This is a genomic window from Halopseudomonas pelagia CL-AP6 (assembly GCF_000410875.1).
Classification (GTDB): domain Bacteria; phylum Pseudomonadota; class Gammaproteobacteria; order Pseudomonadales; family Pseudomonadaceae; genus Halopseudomonas; species Halopseudomonas pelagia.
This window is the reverse complement of the sequence record NZ_AROI01000006.1, coordinates 1-19850: the sequence shown is the minus strand read 5'-3', so window position 1 is coordinate 19850 and position 19850 is coordinate 1. Positions and strand designations below refer to the sequence as shown.

Annotated in this window: 16 protein-coding genes and 1 tRNA gene; 14 read left to right on the top strand and 3 right to left on the bottom strand. The window is 58.3% G+C overall.

The genetic code is table 11. From position 1 onward, the window contains the following. Nucleotides 1–2 precede the first annotated feature (2 nt). The 7 genes from apaG (at nt 3) to K787_RS0104510 (ending at nt 8073) form a co-directional block, all read left to right on the top strand. Nucleotides 3–380 (top strand): Co2+/Mg2+ efflux facilitator ApaG/CorD, encoded by a 378-nt coding sequence (apaG, locus tag K787_RS0104540; RefSeq protein ID WP_370736720.1) that lies wholly within the window; start codon nt 3–5, stop codon nt 378–380. A gap of 6 nt (nt 381–386) precedes the next feature. Next, entirely contained in the window at nt 387–1205 is an 819-nt protein-coding gene (locus K787_RS0104535) for a symmetrical bis(5'-nucleosyl)-tetraphosphatase (protein ID WP_022961605.1), read from the top strand. Beyond that, on the top strand, nt 1202–1522 hold the full coding sequence (gene glpE / locus K787_RS0104530) for a thiosulfate sulfurtransferase GlpE (RefSeq protein ID WP_022961604.1): 321 nt from the start codon (nt 1202–1204) through the stop codon (nt 1520–1522). The genes K787_RS0104535 and glpE overlap by 4 nt, the downstream gene beginning before the upstream one ends. A gap of 329 nt (nt 1523–1851) precedes the next feature. Beyond that, complete coding sequence (locus K787_RS0104525; protein WP_022961603.1) at nt 1852–3774, top strand: PrkA family serine protein kinase; 1923 nt, start codon at nt 1852–1854, stop codon at nt 3772–3774. Nucleotides 3775–3925: 151 nt separating this feature from the next. Beyond that, the gene (locus K787_RS0104520) at nt 3926–5197 is read left to right on the top strand and encodes a YeaH/YhbH family protein (RefSeq protein ID WP_022961602.1); all 1272 of its coding nucleotides are present in this window, start codon (nt 3926–3928) and stop codon (nt 5195–5197) included. After that, nucleotides 5194–6747, top strand: coding sequence for a SpoVR family protein (locus tag K787_RS0104515; RefSeq protein WP_022961601.1), 1554 nt, complete (start codon nt 5194–5196; stop codon nt 6745–6747). Before K787_RS0104520 ends, K787_RS0104515 begins: the two co-directional genes overlap by 4 nt. Nucleotides 6748–6840: 93 nt before the next feature. Next, complete coding sequence (locus tag K787_RS0104510; protein ID WP_022961600.1) at nt 6841–8073, top strand: multifunctional CCA addition/repair protein; 1233 nt, start codon at nt 6841–6843, stop codon at nt 8071–8073. A 75-nt stretch (nt 8074–8148) separates the two neighbouring features. On the opposite strand, the gene folK is transcribed toward K787_RS0104510, so the two are convergent. Next, nucleotides 8149–8697, bottom strand: a complete 549-nt coding sequence (folK, locus tag K787_RS0104505; protein ID WP_022961599.1) for a 2-amino-4-hydroxy-6-hydroxymethyldihydropteridine diphosphokinase — start codon at nt 8695–8697, stop codon at nt 8149–8151. Then, on the bottom strand, nt 8694–9056 hold the full coding sequence (gene folB, locus K787_RS0104500; protein ID WP_022961598.1) for a dihydroneopterin aldolase: 363 nt from the start codon (nt 9054–9056) through the stop codon (nt 8694–8696). The genes folK and folB overlap by 4 nt, the downstream gene beginning before the upstream one ends. A gap of 95 nt (nt 9057–9151) precedes the next feature. Between folB and plsY the strand changes: the two genes are divergently transcribed. Further along, nucleotides 9152–9736 (top strand): glycerol-3-phosphate 1-O-acyltransferase PlsY, encoded by a 585-nt coding sequence (plsY, locus tag K787_RS0104495; protein WP_022961597.1) that lies wholly within the window; start codon nt 9152–9154, stop codon nt 9734–9736. 2 nt (nt 9737–9738) lie between these two features. Here the strand turns inward: plsY and tsaD are convergent, their stop codons facing one another. Further along, nucleotides 9739–10773 (bottom strand): tRNA (adenosine(37)-N6)-threonylcarbamoyltransferase complex transferase subunit TsaD, encoded by a 1035-nt coding sequence (gene tsaD, locus K787_RS0104490; protein WP_022961596.1) that lies wholly within the window; start codon nt 10771–10773, stop codon nt 9739–9741. Nucleotides 10774–11026: 253 nt separating this feature from the next. On the opposite strand from tsaD, the gene rpsU reads away from it, so the two are divergent. The 6 genes from rpsU (at nt 11027) to K787_RS0104460 (ending at nt 18923) form a co-directional block, all read left to right on the top strand. Beyond that, nucleotides 11027–11242 (top strand): 30S ribosomal protein S21, encoded by a 216-nt coding sequence (gene rpsU / locus K787_RS0104485; protein ID WP_022961595.1) that lies wholly within the window; start codon nt 11027–11029, stop codon nt 11240–11242. 267 nt (nt 11243–11509) lie between these two features. Next, the gene (gene dnaG / locus K787_RS0104480; RefSeq protein ID WP_022961594.1) at nt 11510–13378 is read left to right on the top strand and encodes a DNA primase; all 1869 of its coding nucleotides are present in this window, start codon (nt 11510–11512) and stop codon (nt 13376–13378) included. Nucleotides 13379–13477: 99 nt separating this feature from the next. Next, a complete protein-coding gene (gene rpoD, locus K787_RS0104475; protein ID WP_022961593.1) occupies nt 13478–15328 on the top strand; it encodes an RNA polymerase sigma factor RpoD in 1851 nt (616 codons plus the stop codon). A 123-nt stretch (nt 15329–15451) separates the two neighbouring features. Further along, nucleotides 15452–16219 (top strand): helix-turn-helix transcriptional regulator, encoded by a 768-nt coding sequence (locus K787_RS0104470; RefSeq protein ID WP_022961592.1) that lies wholly within the window; start codon nt 15452–15454, stop codon nt 16217–16219. A 103-nt stretch (nt 16220–16322) separates the two neighbouring features. Continuing rightward, nucleotides 16323–18710 (top strand): penicillin acylase family protein, encoded by a 2388-nt coding sequence (locus K787_RS0104465; protein ID WP_022961591.1) that lies wholly within the window; start codon nt 16323–16325, stop codon nt 18708–18710. Nucleotides 18711–18846: 136 nt separating this feature from the next. After that, a tRNA-Ile gene (locus K787_RS0104460) sits at nt 18847–18923 on the top strand. The last annotated feature ends 927 nt before the right edge of the window (nt 18924–19850 follow it).

The window sequence follows — 19850 nt, the reverse complement described above, 5'->3', positions numbered from 1 at the left end:
GCATGCCGGTCACCTACAACATCCTGGTCCGCGTTGAAAGCCGTTATCTGCAGGAACAATCGGACCCCGACGCCGGGCGTTTTGCCTTTGCTTATACCATTCACATCGAGAACACCGGGGCGATCGCCGCCCAGCTGATTGATCGCCACTGGAAGATCATCGACGGCAATGGCGCATTGAAGGAGGTCAAAGGGCCTGGCGTAGTGGGCGAGCAACCGTTGATCGAGCCTGGCGCCGTGTTTACCTATTCCAGCGGCTGTTTGCTGGAAACGCCTGTCGGCACCATGGAGGGCCGCTACGGCATGCGCGCTAGTGATGGTCACCACTTTACTGCGCCAGTTGCTCTATTCCGTCTGGCCAAACCCAACGCCCTTAATTGATCTGATATGACCACTTATGCGGTTGGCGACATTCAAGGCTGCCTAAAGCCCCTCCAATGCCTGCTCGACGAGGTTGGGTTCAACCCTTCCTGTGACGTACTTTGGGCGGTTGGGGATTTGGTCAATCGCGGACCGGATTCGCTGAATACCCTGCGCTTTATCGACAACCTCGACAATGCCTGTATCGCCGTACTCGGCAACCATGACTTGCACCTGCTGGCTACCAGCCGGGATGCCTCGCGGCTGCGCAAATCCGATACCCTGCTGCCCATTCTCCAGGCCGACGACCGTGACCGCTTGCTGGCCAACCTGCGCCAGCGCCCCCTTGCCCACTGGGACGCACGCCTGGGCATACTCATGACGCATGCCGGCCTGCCGCCTATCTGGAGCGTGAAACAAACGCGCAAGCGCGCTGCCGAGGTCGAGGAAGTACTACGCTGCGATGAGCGCTTACCGCTGTTTCTGGATGAGATGTATGGCAACGAACCAGATCGCTGGAAGCCCTCGCTCACCGGCATAGCGCGCCTGCGCTGCATTACCAACTATCTGACACGCATGCGCTTTTGCAAACAAGATGGCACCCTGGACCTGAAATCCAAGGAAGGCGTGGGCTCCGCGCCCAAGGGTTTTGCCCCCTGGTTCACCTACCCCAGACGTGATCCGACGACGCAAGTCGTGTTCGGCCACTGGGCGGCACTGGAGGCAAACACCGGGGTGCCCGGCATACATGCACTGGACAGCGGCTGCGTCTGGGGCAACAGTATGACGCTGATGAACATGGACACTGGTGAACGTCACCAGTGCCACTGTGGAGAACCGACGTGAGCGATTTTCAACGTATCAGCCCGCAGCAGGCCAATCAGTTGCTGGAACAAGGCGCGGCGCTGGTTGATATCCGCGACCCGCAAAGCTTCGCACTGGGCCATATTAGCAACGCCGTGCGCCTGGATAACGACAACCTGCCCGGTTACCTAGCCACAGCCAACAAGCACACCCCGCTGATCATCTGCTGCTACCACGGGAATTCCAGCCAGCCTGCCGCAGCCTATCTAGCCAGCCTGGGATTTGACCAGGTGTACAGCCTGGACGGCGGTTTCGAGCTATGGCGCCAGCAGTATCCCGATGCTATCCAAGACAGCTGACATTGCGCTGACAAATACCCGGCAATATTATTTTCCCGCATTTTTTTCCAAACGGTTGTGCCAGCACTGGCTAAACGTTCTATTCTGTAGCTGAGGCATTCATTACATGAAAGCCGGTCTGCCGGCTTCCGATAAAACGGGAGCCTGCCGAGCCCCACCGCGCAGCCCTACCCTGCCCGCTGGACGGCTCGACAGACTCCCCGACCATGCCTGTGCGTGTTGGTACTGGGGGATGTTGCATCAGGGAAATGCTGTCGCCCTTTAACGGCCGTCAGGCTGGCCTATGGCCGGAAGTCACAGACCTCATTCAGGTAACAGCGAGGTCAGTCATGAGTATATTCAGTCATTTTCAGAACCGTTTTGAAACCACTCGGCAGGAGGAGTACAGCCTGCAAGAGTATCTTGACCTCTGCAAAACCGACCCTCTGACCTATGCAACCAGTGCTGAGCGACTACTAAAAGCTATCGGCGAGCCCGAGCTGATTGATACCTCGATGGACCCGCGGCTGTCGCGCATCTTCTCCAACAAAATGATCAGACGTTACCCGGCGTTCGCCGACTTTCATGGTATGGAAGACGCCATCGAACACATAGTGTCGTTCTTCCGGCACGCTGCGCAAGGGCTCGAAGAACGCAAGCAGATTCTATATCTGCTCGGGCCCGTAGGCGGCGGAAAATCGTCCTTGGCGGAAAAACTCAAGTCACTAATGCAGCAGGTGCCGTTTTACGCCATCAAGGACTCGCCAGTGTTTGAGTCGCCGCTCGGCCTGTTCAGTCCAGAGGAAGACGGCGCCATCCTCGAAGAGGATTACGGCATACCGCGACGCTATATCAACAGCATCATGTCACCCTGGGCAGTCAAACGCCTGCACGAGTTCAATGGCGATATCAGTCAGTTCCGCGTGGTCAAGCTATACCCCTCGATCCTGCAGCAAACCGGCATTGCCAAAACCGAACCAGGCGATGAGAACAATCAGGATATCTCCGCACTGGTCGGCAAGGTGGATATTCGCAAGCTGGAAGAGTTCCCGCAGAACGATCCGGATGCCTACAGCTACTCCGGCGCGCTGTGCCGTGCCAATCAGGGCTTGATGGAATTCGTCGAGATGTTCAAGGCGCCGATCAAGGTACTGCACCCGCTGCTGACCGCCACCCAGGAAGGCAACTACAACAGCACCGAAGGCCTCGGAGCGATTCCGTTCAACGGCGTAATTCTGGCGCACTCCAACGAATCCGAGTGGCATACCTTCCGCAACAATAAGAATAACGAAGCCTTTATTGACCGTATTTATATCGTCAAGGTGCCCTACTGCCTGCGTGTTAGCGACGAGATCCAGATATACCAGAAACTGCTGACCAGCAGTTCACTGGCCCACGCGCACTGTGCGCCCGACACCCTGAAAATGCTCGCGCAGTTCACCGTGCTGTCACGCCTCAAGGAGCCGGAGAACTCCAACGTCTACTCAAAGATGCGTATTTACGACGGCGAAAACCTCAAGGACACAGACCCCAAAGCCAAGTCCATCCAGGAATACCGTGACAGCGCCGGGGTGGATGAAGGCATGAATGGCCTGTCCACCCGCTTTGCCTTCAAGATCCTGTCCAAAGTATTCAACTATGACAACAGCGAGGTCGCCGCCAATCCGGTACACCTGCTCTATGTACTGGAGCAGCAGATCGAGCAGGAACAATTCGCTAACGAGGTCAGCGAGCGTTATCTGCGCTTTATCAAGGAATACTTGGCACCGCGCTATGTGGACTTTATCGGCAAGGAAATACAGACCGCCTATCTGGAATCCTACAGCGAGTATGGGCAGAACATCTTCGATCGTTATGTGATGTATGCCGACTTCTGGATTCAGGATCAGGAGTATCGCGACCCGGATACCGGTGAAATTCTCAACCGCGTCGCGCTCAACGAAGAACTGGAAAAGATCGAAAAACCGGCGGGCATCAGCAACCCTAAAGACTTCCGCAACGAAATAGTCAACTTCATGCTACGCGCCCGAGCGCAAAACAATGGCCGAAACCCCTCGTGGCTGTCGTACGAGAAGCTGCGCATGGTGATCGAGAAGAAGATGTTCTCCAACACCGAAGACCTGCTCCCGGTGATCAGCTTCAATGCCAAAGCGTCAAAAGAGGACCAGAAGAAGCACGGCGATTTCGTCAGCCGCATGATCGAGCGTGGCTATACGGAAAAACAGGTGCGCCTGCTCTCAGAATGGTATTTGCGCGTGCGCAAAGCTCAATAAAGGCGCCGCCGTTATTGAGCAGCGGCAGGTTTGTAGTGGCAAGCTGCAAACAGTCCGTGGAGACACACGCAACAGCAACTTGAGCAGAGCACCGCCAGCGTTTCGCTTGCAGCTTGAAGCTTGCAGCCTGCCGCTGGCCCCGGAGGGGCCTATGAGCCACGTGATCGACCGCCGTCTGAACGGCAAGAACAAGAGCACGGTGAACCGGCAACGGTTCCTGCGACGCTACAAGACTCATATCAAGAAGGCGGTCGAAGAAGCCGTTGGTCGCCGCTCGATTACCGATATCGCCGGCGGCGAGCAGATCAGCATTCCCGGCCGGGATATCGACGAGCCGATTTTTCACCACGGTCAGGGCGGGCGTAAGACCGGGGTGCATCCAGGCAATCGTGAGTTCAGCACGGGCGACCGTATTCCCCGGCCCGACGGCGGCGGCGGTGGTCAAGGCGGCAGCCAGGCGGGTGACAGCGGCGAGGGCATGGATGAATTCGTATTCCAGATTACCCAGGATGAGTTTCTCGATTTCATGTTCGAAGATCTCGCCCTGCCCAATCTGGTCAAGCGCCACCTCACCGGCACCGACACCTTCAAACCAGTGCGTGCCGGCATCAGCCAGCAGGGCAATCCGTCGCGGATAAATATCGTGCGTTCAATGCGTGCCTCGCACGCCCGTCGCATTGCCTTGAGCGGCAGCAGCCGCCGACGGCTGCGCGAAGCAACCCAAGAACTGGAATTGCTGCGCCAACAACAGCCGGACAACCTCACCGACCAGAAAGCGCTGCAGGAGGAAATAGAAGCACTACAACAGCGTATTGACCGCATACCCTTTCTGGATACCTTCGACCTGCGCTACAACCTGATTACCAAACAGCCCAACCCCAGCTCCAAGGCCGTGATGTTCTGTTTGATGGATGTGTCCGGTTCGATGACCCAGGCCACCAAGGACCTGGCCAAGCGTTTTTATATCCTGTTGTATCTGTTCCTGCGGCGTAATTACGAACGCATCGAGGTGGTCTTTATTCGCCACCACACCAGCGCCAAAGAGGTCGATGAAGAAGAGTTTTTCTACTCCCGCGAAACAGGGGGGACCATCGTCTCCAGCGCCCTGCGCCTGATGCAGCAGATCGTTGATGAACGCTACGCACCCGGCGAGTGGAATATCTACTGCGCCCAGGCTTCTGACGGTGACAACTGGAACGATGACTCGCCGATCTGTCGCGAGCTGCTGCTCAAACAGATCATGCCGGCCATGCAGTACTACTGTTATGTGGAAATTACCCCGCGTGAGCACCAGGCCCTCTGGTACGAATATCAGCAGGTAGCGGAGTCCTTTTCCGACAGTTTCGCCCAGCAGCAGATCGTCGGTGCCGGTGATATCTACCCGGTATTTCGCAAACTGTTTCAGAAGAGGATGGTCACATGATCCGGCAACCTATCTCTACCGGCTCGGAATGGACCTTCGATCTGATCCGCGAATACGATCAGGAAATCGGCCGCATAGCCCGTGATGTCTACGGACTCGACACCTACCCCAATCAGATTGAGGTAATTACTGCCGAGCAGATGATGGACGCCTATGCCTCCGTCGGTATGCCGCTGGGCTATCACCACTGGTCATACGGCAAGCATTTTTTGCATACCGAAAAGAACTACAAGCGCGGCCAGATGGGCTTGGCCTACGAGATCGTGATCAACTCCGATCCGTGCATTGCCTATCTGATGGAAGAAAACACCATGACCATGCAGGCGCTGGTCATCGCGCATGCCTGTTATGGCCACAACTCCTTTTTCAAAGGCAACTATTTGTTCCGCAGCTGGACCGACGCCAGCGCGATTATCGACTATCTGGTGTTCGCCAGGCATTACATCAACGAGTGCGAGGAGCGCCACGGTATCGACGCGGTGGAAGATATTCTCGACTCCTGCCATGCACTAATGAATTACGGCGTGGATCGTTACAAGCGGCCCTATCCGATCTCCGCCGAACAGGAACGCTTGCGCCAACAGGAACGTGAGGAGCATCTGCAACGCCAGGTCAACGAGTTGTGGCGGACCATACCCATCAGTGCCAACTCGCGAGACAAAATGGCTCAAGAGCCCCGCTACCCTAGTGAACCGCAGGAAAATCTGCTGTACTTCATCGAGAAGAATGCGCCACTGCTGGAGCCCTGGCAGCGGGAAGTAGTGCGTATTGTGCGCAAGGTCGCGCAGTACTTCTATCCACAACGCCAGACCCAGGTCATGAACGAAGGCTGGGCGACATTCTGGCACTACACGCTGCTTAACCACCTGTATGACGAGGGCAAGGTCACTGAAGGTTTCATGATCGAGTTTCTGCAATCGCACACCAGCGTGATCTATCAGCCACCCTTCGACAGCCAATGGTACAGCGGCATCAACCCCTACACCTTGGGTTTTGCGATGATGCAGGACATTCGCCGCATCTGTGAACACCCCACTGAAGAAGATCGCCGATGGTTCCCCGACATCGTCGCTACAGACTGGCTGGAAACCCTTAAATTCGCGATGCGCACCTTCAAGGACGAGAGCTTTATTCTGCAATATCTATCGCCCAAAGTGATACGCGATCTGAAACTCTTTGCCATCGCCGACAATGAAAGCGATGACCACCTGGAGATCGCTGCCATCCATGACGACAGCGGTTATCGCGCGGTGCGTCAGCACCTTGCCGCGCAATACAACCTCGGCAATCGCGAACCCAATATTCAGGTATGGGAGGTCGATCGCCGTGGCGACAGGTCGCTCACCTTGCACCACCAACGGCATGACGGCAAACCGCTGGGCGAATCGACCGGCGAAATGCTCAAGCACCTGCATCGGCTATGGGGCTTTGACATACATCTGCACAGCCTGGATGGCGAGCGGATGATCACGCAGATGCATATCCCGCCCAAGCCGGAATCTCAAAGCGACAAGCCGCCGCGTTTCGACCTGAATATTCCACCTATCTGAACAAAAGCTTGAACCGCAGCGCCGCAAGCCCGAAGCTTGTTATCCGATATTTGTTAACTGACATCCGGCATTGGGCCACGGCTTGCGAACACGATGAACAACACTTTTAAAACCTATCTGGTTGGCGGCGCAGTGCGTGATCAACTGCTCGGCCACCCCTTCAGCGATTACGATTGGGTAGTCGTCGGCGCCACACCGGAGGCGATGCTCGAGGCTGGTTTTCGGCCTGTTGGGCAGGACTTCCCGGTATTTCTGCACCCTAAAACCGGAGAGGAATATGCCCTGGCGCGGACCGAGCGCAAGAGCGGCCAGGGCTACGGTGGATTTACCTTCCACACCAGTCCGGAGGTGACGCTGGAACAGGACCTGATTCGCCGCGACCTGACCGTCAACGCAATGGCCATGGATACCGACTGCCACCTGATCGATCCCTACGGCGGCCAGCGCGATCTCGCCGCACGCGTGCTGCGACATGTTTCACCCGCTTTCGTCGAAGACCCGATGCGCGTACTGCGTGTCGCCCGTTATGCGGCCCGCTACCATCGCATGGGTTTCAGCGTTGCGCCGGAGACCATGGCGCTGATGCGTGAACTGGCTGAGAGTGGCGAGCTAAAAGCGCTGACCGCCGAGCGTAGCTGGAAGGAAATCAGCCGCGCACTGATGGAACCCAACCCCGAGATTTTTATCCGGGTACTGCGTGACTGCGGCGCCCTCGCCGAGCTATTGCCTGAAGTCGACCGCCTGTTCGGCGTCCCACAACCCAAGGCGCACCACCCGGAAGTGGATACCGGCGAGCACCTGTTGCTGGTGCTGCGCGCCGCAGCGAAGATGCAACTGCCCCTGCCTGCCCGCTGGGCCTGCCTGCTACATGACTTGGGCAAAGGCCTGACCGATCCGGCACATTGGCCGAAACATCACGGCCATGAGACCAAAGGTTTGGCCGCAGTAAAAGCAGCGAACCAACGCTGCAAGGCACCGCGCGACTGTCAGGAACTCGCCTTGCTGGCCTGCGAGTACCACACCCACTGCCACCGCGCACGGGAGCTAAAGCCCGGCACACTGCTCAAGCTGTTCAAAGCGTTCGATATCTACCGCCGCCCAGAGCGTTTCGAGCAGTTTCTCGGTACCTGCGAAGCCGATGCCCGCGGCCGGGCCGGCCTGGAGAACGAACCTTACCCCCAGGCGGATTACTTGCGCGCTGCCGCCCAGGCGGCACGCGGCGTCAGTGTCGAGTCGCTGCTGGCATTGGGGCTGGAAGGGGCGGAACTGGGGAAAGCGCTGGAACGCGAGCGGGAAAGAGCTATTGCGGAGTACAAGGCAGGTTAGCCGCGGCTAAGACCACCCCCTGCGGGGTCAGCGGGCCCTGAGGGAGCGCCGGCTTCGGCGCGAGAAGGCCACCAGTTACCCGCCGAGCGTCGATCGCAACGCATGCGCTCCAATCAGCTCCGGCGGCGTCAACGCCAGCCCCCGCCAGTCAAATGCCACCGGCCACAAAGCCTGATCACCCTGCCACCCAGCCCAGAGCTCGGCGTGGGTTCGACCACTGCCGGGCAGCATCGCATGCGGCGCCAGCAGGGCCAGCGGCCAGAGCACAAAGGCATTGCGCAGTACTTCCGGCCGCGGCAGGGTCAGCCCTTGATGCTCACCCGCCAGATCGCCGTAGGTAAGGATATCGATATCCAGCGTGATACGTCCTGGTGAGGGTGAGTCGCGCCGCCCACAGGCAGCCTCGATTGCCTTGAGGCCCGATGTCAGATCGAGCAGCGACAGATGCGTCTGCGCACCCACAATCATATTCAGAAATCGATGCCCCAATACACCCACAGCATCACTTTCAAACACCGGAGAAACATCCAGCGCCCCCAGCAATTGCTTGAGCGCATCCAGTCCCCGGCCGAGATGATGTTCCCGATCAGTATTGGTGCCCACGCCAAGAAAGACCATGGTCATGCCGGGCGCGTTCCACGTTCTATGACCACGCCCACCCCCCCGCTGGCCTGGGCGACCGCTCCGGGCTTGGTGACCCGCAGACGCAACCAGGGCACGGAAAACTCCTGCATCACCAGCGCTGCGACGTGCTCGGCCAGGGCCTCAACCAACAGGAACTGGCTGGCGGAAACATAGTCGAGCACACGCATGCTGACTGCCGCGTAATCCAGGGTGGCGCCAAGATCATCGCCGGCGGCGGCCATACGGATGTCCCAGCCCATCTCCAGATCCAGCACCAATGGCTGCACAATGGTCCGCTCCCAGTCGTAAACGCCGATCACGGCCTCGACTGCCAACCCTTTGATAAATACCTGATCCACATGAAGCTCCGATCTTTAATACAATTAGGGTCAATTATGCCCAGGCCGAATACAAACAGGTCGACTACAATCGGGTTTTGATCACGACAAGAGCCATGTCCCCTTTATTCATCCTGCTGCTGTGTACGGCCTACCTTCTGGGTTCGGTGTCCTTCGCCGTGCTCATCAGCCAGTTGCGGCGGCTGCCCGACCCGCGCAGCATGGGTTCGGGCAATCCCGGCGCAAGCAACATGCTGCGTCTGGGCGGCAGACCGCTGGCGCTGGCAACCCTGCTCGGTGACCTGAGCAAGGGTGCGCTGGCCGTCTGGCTGGCCCAGCGTGCGGGTCTTGAGCCGGCAGCGCAAGGCTGGGTCGCGCTGGCCGCTGTTACCGGGCATATTCTGCCGATATTTCATCGCCTGCGCGGTGGCAAGGGCGTCGCCACTGCGGCAGGCGCACTGCTGATGCTGTCCTGGCCCGTGGCGCTGCTCGTCTGTGCGATCTGGCTGGCCACCTTCGCCATCCTGCGCATCGCCTCCGTCGCGTCGATAACAGCCTGCGTCGCTCTGTTGCCCTGGCTCGCCTGGTATAGGCCAGAACTATTGCTGGCTTGCAGCATTATGGTGCTACTGATTCTGGCGCGCCATCGGCTGAATATTGGCCGCCTACTGACCGGCAGCGAAAACCACTTCAAGCATTAGCGTCACGCCCTATTGATCGGCGGTAACTCTTCCATCGGCCAACGAGCCCGCGCCTCGATACCGGATTGGTCATGCTGGCCGGCCATTAGCCGCTGACAACCTGCATAGGCGATCATCGCGCCGTTATCCGTACAGAATTCCGGCCGCGCATAGAACAGTTCGCCCTTGAGCCCCTTGGCCATAGCCTCCAGCGAGGCGCGCAAATGTCGGTTGGCGCTGACGCCACCGGCAATCACCAACCGGTTCAACCCGCACGCCTTGAGCGCGCGTTTGCATTTGATCGTCAGGGTGTCGACTACCGCTTGCTCAAAGGCCAGCGCCACGTCACAGCGCGTTTGCTCGCCCGCATCGTCGTTGGCGACACATTGCTGCCAGGCATTTAAAGTGGCGGTTTTCAGGCCACTGAAGCTGAAATCCAGGCCCGGTCTGTCAGTCATCGGACGGGGGAATACAAAACGTCCCGGCGTTCCCGAAACGGCCAGACGGGCGATTTCGGGGCCGCCCGGATAAGGCAGCCCCATGAGCTTGGCGGTTTTGTCGAAGGCTTCGCCGGCGGCATCGTCCTGCGACTCGCCAAGCAACTGATACTGGCCGATACCATCGACCCGCACCAGCTGGGTATGCCCGCCAGACACCAACAGCGCAACAAAAGGATAGGCCGGCGGCGACGCTTCAAGCATCGGCGCCAACAGGTGCCCTTCCATATGATGCACACCCAGCGCCGGCACGCCCCAGGCAAAGGCCAGCGCCCGAGCGCAGGCACCACCAACCAGCAGCGCGCCGACCAGGCCGGGGCCTGCGGTATAGACCACGCCGTCGACATCGCCTTCGGCAATACCGGCACTCTCGAAGACTTCCCGCATAAGCGGTATCAGTCGCTTGACGTGATCGCGCGAGGCCAGCTCAGGCACCACACCGCCGTAAACCCGATGCAGGTCGATCTGGCTAAATAGCGCGTCTGCCAACAGCCCTCGCTCGCTGTCATAGATCGCTATGCCGGTTTCATCACAGGAGGTTTCAATACCCAGAACACGCATAATAAAGTCGGCTACCCATGGACATCAGCAAAGTGGGCATGCATGATAATCGCCCCTTGGCCGCCAGACCAGACTTTCCGGGTATCGATGCCCTTGGCACTCAAGTAGCACCCAGGGGATTTTCACCCTGACATCGAATCTTATTTTGCATTTCCCTAATGAAGGCGGTAACATCCGCTCCCCTTAGAAATGCAATCGCCCCCGGCCACGGTCGAGGGTAATGACCCACAGCAAATTGTCAGAAAGGTACGAAATGCCTGCCGTCAAATTAAAAGAGAACGAACCCTTCGACGTCGCACTGCGCCGCTTCAAGCGCTCTTGCGAAAAAGCTGGTGTGCTGGCTGAAGTCCGCCGCCGCGAGTTTTACGAGAAGCCCACTACCGAGCGCAAGCGCAAGGCTGCTGCCGCAGTTAAGCGTCACGCCAAGAAGCTGCAGCGCGAACAGCGTCGTCACGTACGCCTGTACTGAGTTTCAATCTGTCTGTTTGCGAGTCCGAGCGGACTCGCCGAATCTGAACCGCAAGGCGACGATCCAGACAGATTGATACCGCTAAGCTCTAAGCATTTTTCCGGCCTTCCAAGCATTTGGAAATGGCTGGATTTTTGTGCTTGGCTGTTCGTTATGGCTGCTATAGTGTTTCGCAAACACCGACCAAGCAGGTATACCCTGGTTGGGTACGGATGAGAGCTGCGCGGCATTTCCTGCGGCCACTATCGACATCGCAAGGCAATTCCGATGGCAGGCTTGATCCCCCAAGGCTTTATTGACGACCTCATCGGCCGTACCGATATCGTTGAGGTGGTGGGCTCGCGCCTGAAGCTCAAGAAGACTGGCAAGAACTTTTCGGCCCTATGCCCGTTCCATAACGAAAAATCGCCCTCCTTCAGCGTCAGCCCGGACAAACAGTTCTATTACTGTTTCGGCTGTGGTGCTGGCGGCAACGCGCTGAGCTTCGTCATGGATTTCGAGCGGCTGGATTTTCCCCAGGCGGTCGAAGAGCTGGCACGGCATGCCGGCGTTGACGTACCTCGCGAAGAACAACGCCCCGGCTCACACCGGGAGCCCCGCGCACCACGCCAGGACAGCCCGCTCTACGCGCTACTGGAGCAGGCTGCCGCCTATTATCGCCAGCAACTGCGTCATCACGCCCAGAAACGCCGGGCCGTCGACTACCTGAAACAGCGCGGCCTGACCGGCCAGATCGCTAAACTCTACGATATCGGCTTTGCCCCACCCGGCTGGGACAACCTGATGAACCACCTGAGCAAGGACAGCACTGAAGTCAAAGCGCTGATCGAAGCCGGGCTAGTAGTGGAAAACCCCGACAGCGGCAAACGCTATGACCGCTTTCGTGACCGCATCATATTCCCGATTCGTGACAGCCGCGGCCGCACACTGGGCTTTGGCGGCCGGGTACTGGGCGATGACAAACCCAAGTATTTGAACTCCCCGGAAACCCCGATTTATCACAAAGGCCGTGAACTCTACGGACTGTATGAAGCGCGCCAGCAGAACCGGCAACTGGATGACGTACTGGTCGTCGAAGGCTATATGGACGTCATCGCCCTGGCCCAACACGGCGTCACCAACGCGGTAGCCACGCTGGGCACCGCCACCAGCGAAGAGCACCTCAAGCGGCTGTTTCGCATCGTCAATACCCTGGTGTTCTGCTTCGATGGTGACAAAGCCGGCAGGCAAGCCGCCTGGCGGGCGCTGAACGCCTGCCTGCCTGTGCTCGAAGACGGCCGTCACGTACGCTTCATGTTTCTACCTGAAGGCCAGGACCCAGACACCCTGATTCGCAGCGAAGGGCAAGACGCCTTCCGCGCACGCATGGCCCAGCAGGCACAGGCGCTGACCGATTACCTGTTTCGCCATCTGTCCGAGGAAGCCAACCCGGATACACTGGAAGGCAAAGCCCATCTGGCGACCTTGGCGCTGCCGCTAATTGAACAAATCCCCGGCAGCATGCTCAAACGATTATTGCGTCAATCGCTGGAAAAACTGACCGGCATGGATCTGGACAGCCTGCCGCCGCCACCGCCACCGCCCGCCTCGGCAAACGACTATGCCGACTATCAGGATGTGGAAACCGATGCCTGGGCCGGCAACCAGGATTACTCGCCAAAGCGCCAACCGCAACGCAGCAGCAAGCCACGCAAGACTGAGCGCGCCGGCGTGGAGAACCCGCTGCTGAACGCTGCGCGCACGTTGCTTCACCATCCGCAGCTGGCCGGCCTGGTAACCGAGGCCAACCAGTTTGCCGACGAAGAGGGCGAGCAAGCACAACTGCTGGTCGGCTTGATTGAAGCTCTGCAGAAAACGCCTACACTCAGTACCGTACAATTGCTGGCACGCTGGCACGGCACCGAGATGGGCGAGCAACTCAGTCAACTGGCGGAAAAGGAATGGTTGTTGAATATTCCCGACGCAAACCTTGAACAACAGTTTTTCGACACCATTAACAGTCTAGTAGCACGCCAAACTGAACAACGTATCGAGCATCTCCTCGATAAATCGTCGCACACACCGCTGACCACTGAGGAAAAGCAACAACTGCGCGAGCTCCTGCACAGGCGCCCTGCACACGTGCAAGACCAGTAATCAGACAAGCAAAGGACTACCCAACTGGCTTTATGGCCTGAAATCAGGGTATAATCCGCAGCTTACTTTTTTGTATACCAAGGCATCCAAAGGGTTGTTATGTCCGGAAAAGCGCAACAGCAATCCCGTCTGAAAGAGCTTATTGCCCGCGGTCGCGAGCAAGGCTATCTGACGTATGCGGAAGTCAACGACCATCTCCCGGAAGACATTTCCGATCCGGAGCAGGTTGAAGACATCATCCGCATGATCAACGACATGGGGATCACCGTCTTCGAGACGGCGCCCGATGCCGATGCCCTGCTCCTGGCAGACAACGATGCCGACGAAGCCGCTGCTGAAGAAGCCGCTGCTGCTCTCGCCGCCGTTGAAAGCGATATTGGTCGCACCACCGACCCAGTGCGCATGTATATGCGCGAAATGGGTACGGTCGAGCTGCTGACCCGTGAAGGCGAAATCGAAATTGCCAAGCGCATCGAGGAAGGCATCCGTGAAGTCATGGCGGCCATCTCCATGTTCCCAGGCACCGTCGATGGCATTCTCGCCGACTACCACCGCGTAGTGGAAGAGAGTGGCCGCCTGTCTGATATCTTCAGCGGTTACATCGATCCTGACGACGACGGCCTGTCCGGTGGCCCGCCCGCAGTGCAAGAAGCGCCTGCCGAAGCCAAGACCGAGGACAAGGACGATAAAGACGACGACGATGACAGCGACGACGACGCCGAAGAAGAAGGCGACGGCGGACCTGATCCAGAGGTCGCTCGCCTGCGCTTTACCGCTATTGCCGATCAACTGGCCAAAACCAAAAAAGCGCTGAAGAAGCACGGCCGTGGCAGCAAGCAGGTCACTGCCGAGCTGGAAGAGCTGGCATTGCTGTTCATGCCGATCAAGCTGATTCCCAAGCAGTACGAAGCCCTGGTACAGCGTGTACGCGGCGCTCAGGATCAGATTCGTGCCCAGGAACGCGCCATCATGCAATTGTGTGTACGCGATGTACGCATGCCCCGTGCCGATTTCCTGCGTGGCTTCCCCGGCAACGAAATCAATGCTGACTGGGTTGATAGTTTACTGGCCGACAAGCCGCGTTACGCTGAAGCTCTGGAAGGGCGCAAGGCCGACATTATCCGCGCGCAGAAGAAACTCGCTGCGCTAGCGCAAGACGCGGAACTGACCATCTCCGAGGTCAAGGACATCAACCGTCGCATGTCGATCGGTGAAGCCCGCGCCCGGCGTGCCAAGAAAGAAATGGTCGAAGCCAACCTGCGTCTGGTGATTTCGATCGCCAAGAAGTACACCAACCGCGGCCTGCAATTCCTCGATCTGATCCAGGAAGGCAACATTGGCCTGATGAAAGCGGTGGACAAGTTTGAATACCGCCGCGGTTACAAGTTCTCGACCTACGCCACCTGGTGGATTCGTCAGGCGATTACCCGTTCGATTGCCGATCAGGCGCGCACCATCCGTATTCCGGTGCACATGATCGAGACAATCAACAAGCTCAACCGTATCTCGCGGCAAATGCTGCAGGAAATGGGCCGCGAACCGACCCCGGAAGAGCTGGGCGAGCGCATGGAAATGCCTGAGGACAAGATCCGCAAGGTATTGAAGATCGCCAAAGAGCCGATCTCCATGGAAACCCCGATCGGTGATGACGAAGACTCGCACCTGGGCGACTTCATCGAGGACTCGACCATGGAATCGCCGATCGACTCGGCAACCGTGGAAAGCCTCAAGGAAGCCACTCGCGAAGTCCTCTCCGGCCTCACCGCGCGGGAAGCCAAAGTCCTGCGTATGCGTTTCGGTATCGATATGAATACCGACCACACGCTGGAAGAAGTCGGCAAGCAGTTTGACGTAACGCGTGAGCGTATTCGTCAGATCGAAGCCAAGGCGCTGCGCAAGCTGCGGCACCCTACGCGCAGCGACCACCTGCGCAGCTTCCTCGACGAGTAAGCAACGCTCTGCAGCACCCGACGCCCGGCTATATGCCGGGCGTTTTTATTTGGTTTTCTGTTACAGTTCTGCTTGTTCGGCACCAGGCAACAACGTGCAGCAGTCAGCTCAGGAGCCACAAGGATGTCTTACCAGAATCGCCTTTATGTTTGGGATGACCGGTTTCTCTACATCACCCCCGGCATGATCTCGGAGATCACCCAGCGTCACACCGTAACCCTGCTTGTCGCCCTGAGCGATGCCGGCTTTGTGCTGGGCAACCCCGACGGCCAGCGCCAGCGCTATCAGGCCGCACTGGTCGCGCGCCACACCCCACGCTCGCTCGACGCCAGTGACACCGCCTTGTTGTCGCTCAACTTTGACCCACAGAGCTACGAACACCACGCGCTGACCGCCTTCTTGAGCGGCCAAGTCGTGCGCTCGGTGACCCTCAAGCCGTACGCCATCGACCAGCAGAACATGCACAGAATAGGTTCGGGCACGCTGGACAAGGCATCGCTATTTCGCCTCACCACCGAACTGCCCCAGGCTATCTGCGGCTACCGCCCGATAAAGATGCCCATGGATATGCGCGCCCTGCATGTAGCGCAGAAGATCAAAAAAGAGCTGCCGCTGACCAGCACAGTAGCCGAGCTCGCCGCCGAAGTAGGTCTGTCTGCAGACCGCCTTTCCCACCTGTTCTCCGACAAGCTGGGCATCCCGATCAAGAGCTATATCCTTTGGGCCAAGATGCGCCGCGCCGTCGACCTGATAGCACGGGGCGAACCTCTCTCCGCGGTCGCATACGACGTCGGCTTTTCCGATTCGGCGCACCTGACCCGCACCATCAGGCACTTCTTTGGCCTGACACCTTCCTTTGTAGCAAAGGGCATGAAGGTGGAAATGCTCTGACAACGATGGGCAAATAGCCGCTGCGTTCAATTATCGAGAATCATTCTGATCTAGTCTCCTCGAGTGGCCCCATGGGGCCCTATAAAAACAAGAGGAAACAACAATGCATAATTCTCTGCAGTATCGAGGGTTCACCCGCCTCGGCCTGTTGACCACGGCAATACTTCTCGGTGGCTGCCTCAGCGGCGGAGGCGGCGGAAGCAGCAGCAACGACACCCCTCCCACGCCGGCACCAAGCTACAACGCCACCATCGAACGAACCACCTATGGCGTCCCGCACATCACCGCAGACAACTACGGCGGCGCCGGATATGGCCATGGCTATGCTATCGCCGAAGACAACCTGTGCGTCCTCGCGGACGCCTTCGTCACTTTCCGCGGCGAGCGCTCCCAATACTTTGGCCCCGACCAACCGGCTTCGCCCATGGGCACCTTCGGCACGCCACCCAATCTGGAAGCTGACTTTTTCTTCCGTTTTTTGATCGATGATCAGCAGATTGACCGTTTCAAGGCCGAGCAGACCCCGGAACTGCTTGAACTGAGCCAAGGGTTTGCAGCGGGCTACAGTCGTTACGTCAAGGAGATTAGAGACGGCCAACATGTCGGCCGCCATGCCAGTTGCCGCAATGAAGATTGGCTGGTAACCATCAGCGAAGATGACGTGCTGCAACGACTGATCGCCCTGAACCTGGCCGCCAGCAGCGCCAACTGGGTGGAAGAAATCAGCAACGCCCAACCACCCGCCATCGGGGCCGCCTCCCTGCGCACGCTTGACCAACAGCAAGTGGCCATCGAGCCGACCCCAGAACGCTTCCTGCTCGGGCGCAAACAGGGAATCGGCAGCAACACCTTCGCCTTTGGTGGCGATGCCACCGAATCCGGTGGAGGTTTGCTACTTGCTAACCCGCATTGGTATCTGCTCGGTGTCGACCGCTTCTATCAACTGCAGATGACCATCCCCGGCAAACTGGACATTTCCGGCGCGGCTATCATCGGCTCGCCCATGGTGCTGATGGGCTTCAATGACAACGTGGCCTGGGCCCATACCGTCTCGACCGCCCGACGCTTTACCCTGTTCCAGTTACAACTGGTTGAAGGGGATCCCACCCGCTACCTAGTGGACGACAAAGTGCACGAGATGAGCGCCAGCGAGATCACTGTACAGGTTAAACAGAGCGACGGCTCCCTCGCGCCTGCGGCTCGCACACTCTATCGCTCAAGTTACGGACCGATGATCGACCTGAGCGGTCTCAAACTCCCAGGCTGGAATAATCAGACGGCCTTCACCCTACGTGACGCCAACCTCGAGAACACCCGCGCCTTCCAGAACTTCCTGGCCTGGAACCACGCCGAATCCCTGACTGACTTCTACAACCTGGCCCGCGAGTATGTCGGCATACCCTGGGTCAACACCGCTGCCATCGGCCGCGGCGATAAGCGCGCACTCTACTCCGACATCACCACCGTACCCAATGTACCCGACAACATGCTGGCTAAGTGTCTGGTACCGGGCCTCGGCGCCGCAGTATTGCAGCTAGCGCCAGGCCTGCCGCTACTGGATGGCAGTCGTTTAGCATGCAACTGGCGCACCGATGCTGACTCAGCACAACCCGGCGCCTTCGGCCCAGGCAATCTACCCAGCCTGTTCAGCACAGACTACGTAGCCAACATGAACGACAGCTACTGGCTGAGCAATCCGGAGCAACCCCTGACCGGCTTTGCCGGCATCATCGGCCGGGAAGACTACGCCCAGAGCCTGCGTACCCGCATGGGCCATACCCTGGCACGGGAACGTCTTACTGGGACCGATGGACTCAACGGCCATTTGGCGAGCAGCGAAAACATCCGCGACATCTCGCTCAACAGTCGTGTCTACAGTGCCGAGCGGCTCAAGACGCAGGTACTGGCGGCCGTCTGTGACAGCAATGCGCCTGCCAGCGAGCAACAGGCCTGCCTGGTTCTCTCGGCCTGGGACAACACCGGCAATCTGGACTCCAGAGGTGCGCATATCTGGAGTGCATTCTGGGCCAAGGTCAGAAATCTGGATCTGTATGCAACGCCGTTCGACGCCAACGACCCGATCAACACCCCAGACGGCTTAAGCAACAGCAGCGATGTGCAGAACAGCCTGCGCGAAGCCTTCTCGGCCAGCGTCGTCGAGGTGGTCGCCAGCGGTGTAGCACTGGATGCCAGGCTGGGCGAGGTGCAGTTCTTCCTCAAGCCCGGCGAGCAGATTCCGCAGTATGGCGGGGAAGGCAGCGAAGGCTATTTCACCGTGCTGCGCAACAGCTACATGCACGTAGTGGACTTTCCTGAGGATGAACCGGTAAGAGCCTACACCCTGGTCTCCCACGCCCAGTCCACAGACCCGAGCAGCCCCCACTACTCGGACTACACCGAAGCCTATTCAGCCAAGCAATGGCACCGGGTACCCTTTACCCGAGAGCAGATTGAGGCCGAGCTGGAGTCCAGCATCACCATCGACGAGTAACGCCCTCCCCTTCGGATCCTGTGCAGCCAACCGCCGCCAGGATCCGAAGCGGACCCAAAGCCTGTGCATTGCACAGTAAAGCAGCCTAGCCAGCACGCTCGGCAGCCCGTATAATCCGCGACTGCTACAAAAGCGCGGGCCCATAGCTCAGTTGGTCAGAGCAGGCGACTCATAATCGCTTGGTCGTAGGTTCAAGTCCTACTGGGCCCACCATTTTTTGTCGTACCAGCCATTTAGAATGTTCTTAGAACCATAGATTGGCCGGTTTGGCCACACTATGGTAATAATCGCGACCTACCGTGTCCGCCCAAGATATCAAGCTTCCTAGCCGCACGAGCTGCGGGCATAGCCAACCCTACAGCGAGCACATTCTTCGTCAGCCTTCCCGGCCGCGACTTCGCTCGCTTGGGCTGCTCGGGGAGCACTAACTGCTGCACCCTCACATCCGACTGCTAAGCCGTTCGGCCGGGCAAAGGGTCCGCACTGTGACGCTCTCATTGGTTATGTGCAAGCAAAGCAATGGCGAACTCACTCATCCACGTAATCCACATACAGTCCTCGCAAGGCCGCAGCTGCATGGGTAAGGCAGGAAGCTAAGTAAGGAGAACGGACTATTAATCCTCACTACGCAGAAGCAATCATCAGCAGCGACATCGCTCTTTAACGATGAATCTAGACTTTTGGCCTCAGTCGTTTCCCGCGGGCCGAGAAAAGCCAGAGCTTTTCCGGCTCAAAGCTGGGATAAGATAAACTCAAAAAAGTAGCATTGCTACGTGAGGAAAATCTATGAACATTGAAACAGAGGAACAAAGGGAGCCGGTCCATGACCTGAACTGCGATTTCTGTGACGAAGGCCTTCGATCAGGAGAGCTACCTCCCGAGTTCGGGGTGCTCCGAGCAAACTGGGGGCCCGGCTCTTCCCATAATGGCGAGAGCTACGAGCTCCGGCTGTGTGAGACGTGCTTTTTCAGAATACTTGCTGACGTCAAGCGCGAGCGTTTGGTGCGCTCCATGTTCGATGATTACGAAGAGGACCATAATGAATTGCCCCACGTATTCTAGACACATCGCGTAGGACCGCTTTTTGGCCGTTAGCAGCGTGTCCGCCCAGACTGCTTTCGGCCCAGAGTGTGTAAAAAC

Excerpts from the sequence above, each read along its gene's own strand:
- apaG (WP_370736720.1), top strand. The coding sequence starts at position 3 with ATGCCGGTCACCTACAACATCCTGGTCCGCGTTGAAAGCCGTTATCTG.
- K787_RS0104535 (WP_022961605.1), top strand. The coding sequence starts at position 387 with ATGACCACTTATGCGGTTGGCGACATTCAAGGCTGCCTAAAGCCCCTC.
- K787_RS0104525 (WP_022961603.1), top strand. The coding sequence starts at position 1,852 with ATGAGTATATTCAGTCATTTTCAGAACCGTTTTGAAACCACTCGGCAG.
- K787_RS0104520 (WP_022961602.1), top strand. The coding sequence starts at position 3,926 with ATGAGCCACGTGATCGACCGCCGTCTGAACGGCAAGAACAAGAGCACG.
- K787_RS0104515 (WP_022961601.1), top strand. The coding sequence starts at position 5,194 with ATGATCCGGCAACCTATCTCTACCGGCTCGGAATGGACCTTCGATCTG.
- K787_RS0104510 (WP_022961600.1), top strand. The coding sequence starts at position 6,841 with ATGAACAACACTTTTAAAACCTATCTGGTTGGCGGCGCAGTGCGTGAT.
- folK (WP_022961599.1), bottom strand. The coding sequence starts at position 8,697 with ATGACCATGGTCTTTCTTGGCGTGGGCACCAATACTGATCGGGAACAT.
- plsY (WP_022961597.1), top strand. The coding sequence starts at position 9,152 with ATGTCCCCTTTATTCATCCTGCTGCTGTGTACGGCCTACCTTCTGGGT.
- tsaD (WP_022961596.1), bottom strand. The coding sequence starts at position 10,773 with ATGCGTGTTCTGGGTATTGAAACCTCCTGTGATGAAACCGGCATAGCG.
- rpsU (WP_022961595.1), top strand. The coding sequence starts at position 11,027 with ATGCCTGCCGTCAAATTAAAAGAGAACGAACCCTTCGACGTCGCACTG.
- dnaG (WP_022961594.1), top strand. The coding sequence starts at position 11,510 with ATGGCAGGCTTGATCCCCCAAGGCTTTATTGACGACCTCATCGGCCGT.
- rpoD (WP_022961593.1), top strand. The coding sequence starts at position 13,478 with ATGTCCGGAAAAGCGCAACAGCAATCCCGTCTGAAAGAGCTTATTGCC.
- K787_RS0104470 (WP_022961592.1), top strand. The coding sequence starts at position 15,452 with ATGTCTTACCAGAATCGCCTTTATGTTTGGGATGACCGGTTTCTCTAC.
- K787_RS0104465 (WP_022961591.1), top strand. The coding sequence starts at position 16,323 with ATGCATAATTCTCTGCAGTATCGAGGGTTCACCCGCCTCGGCCTGTTG.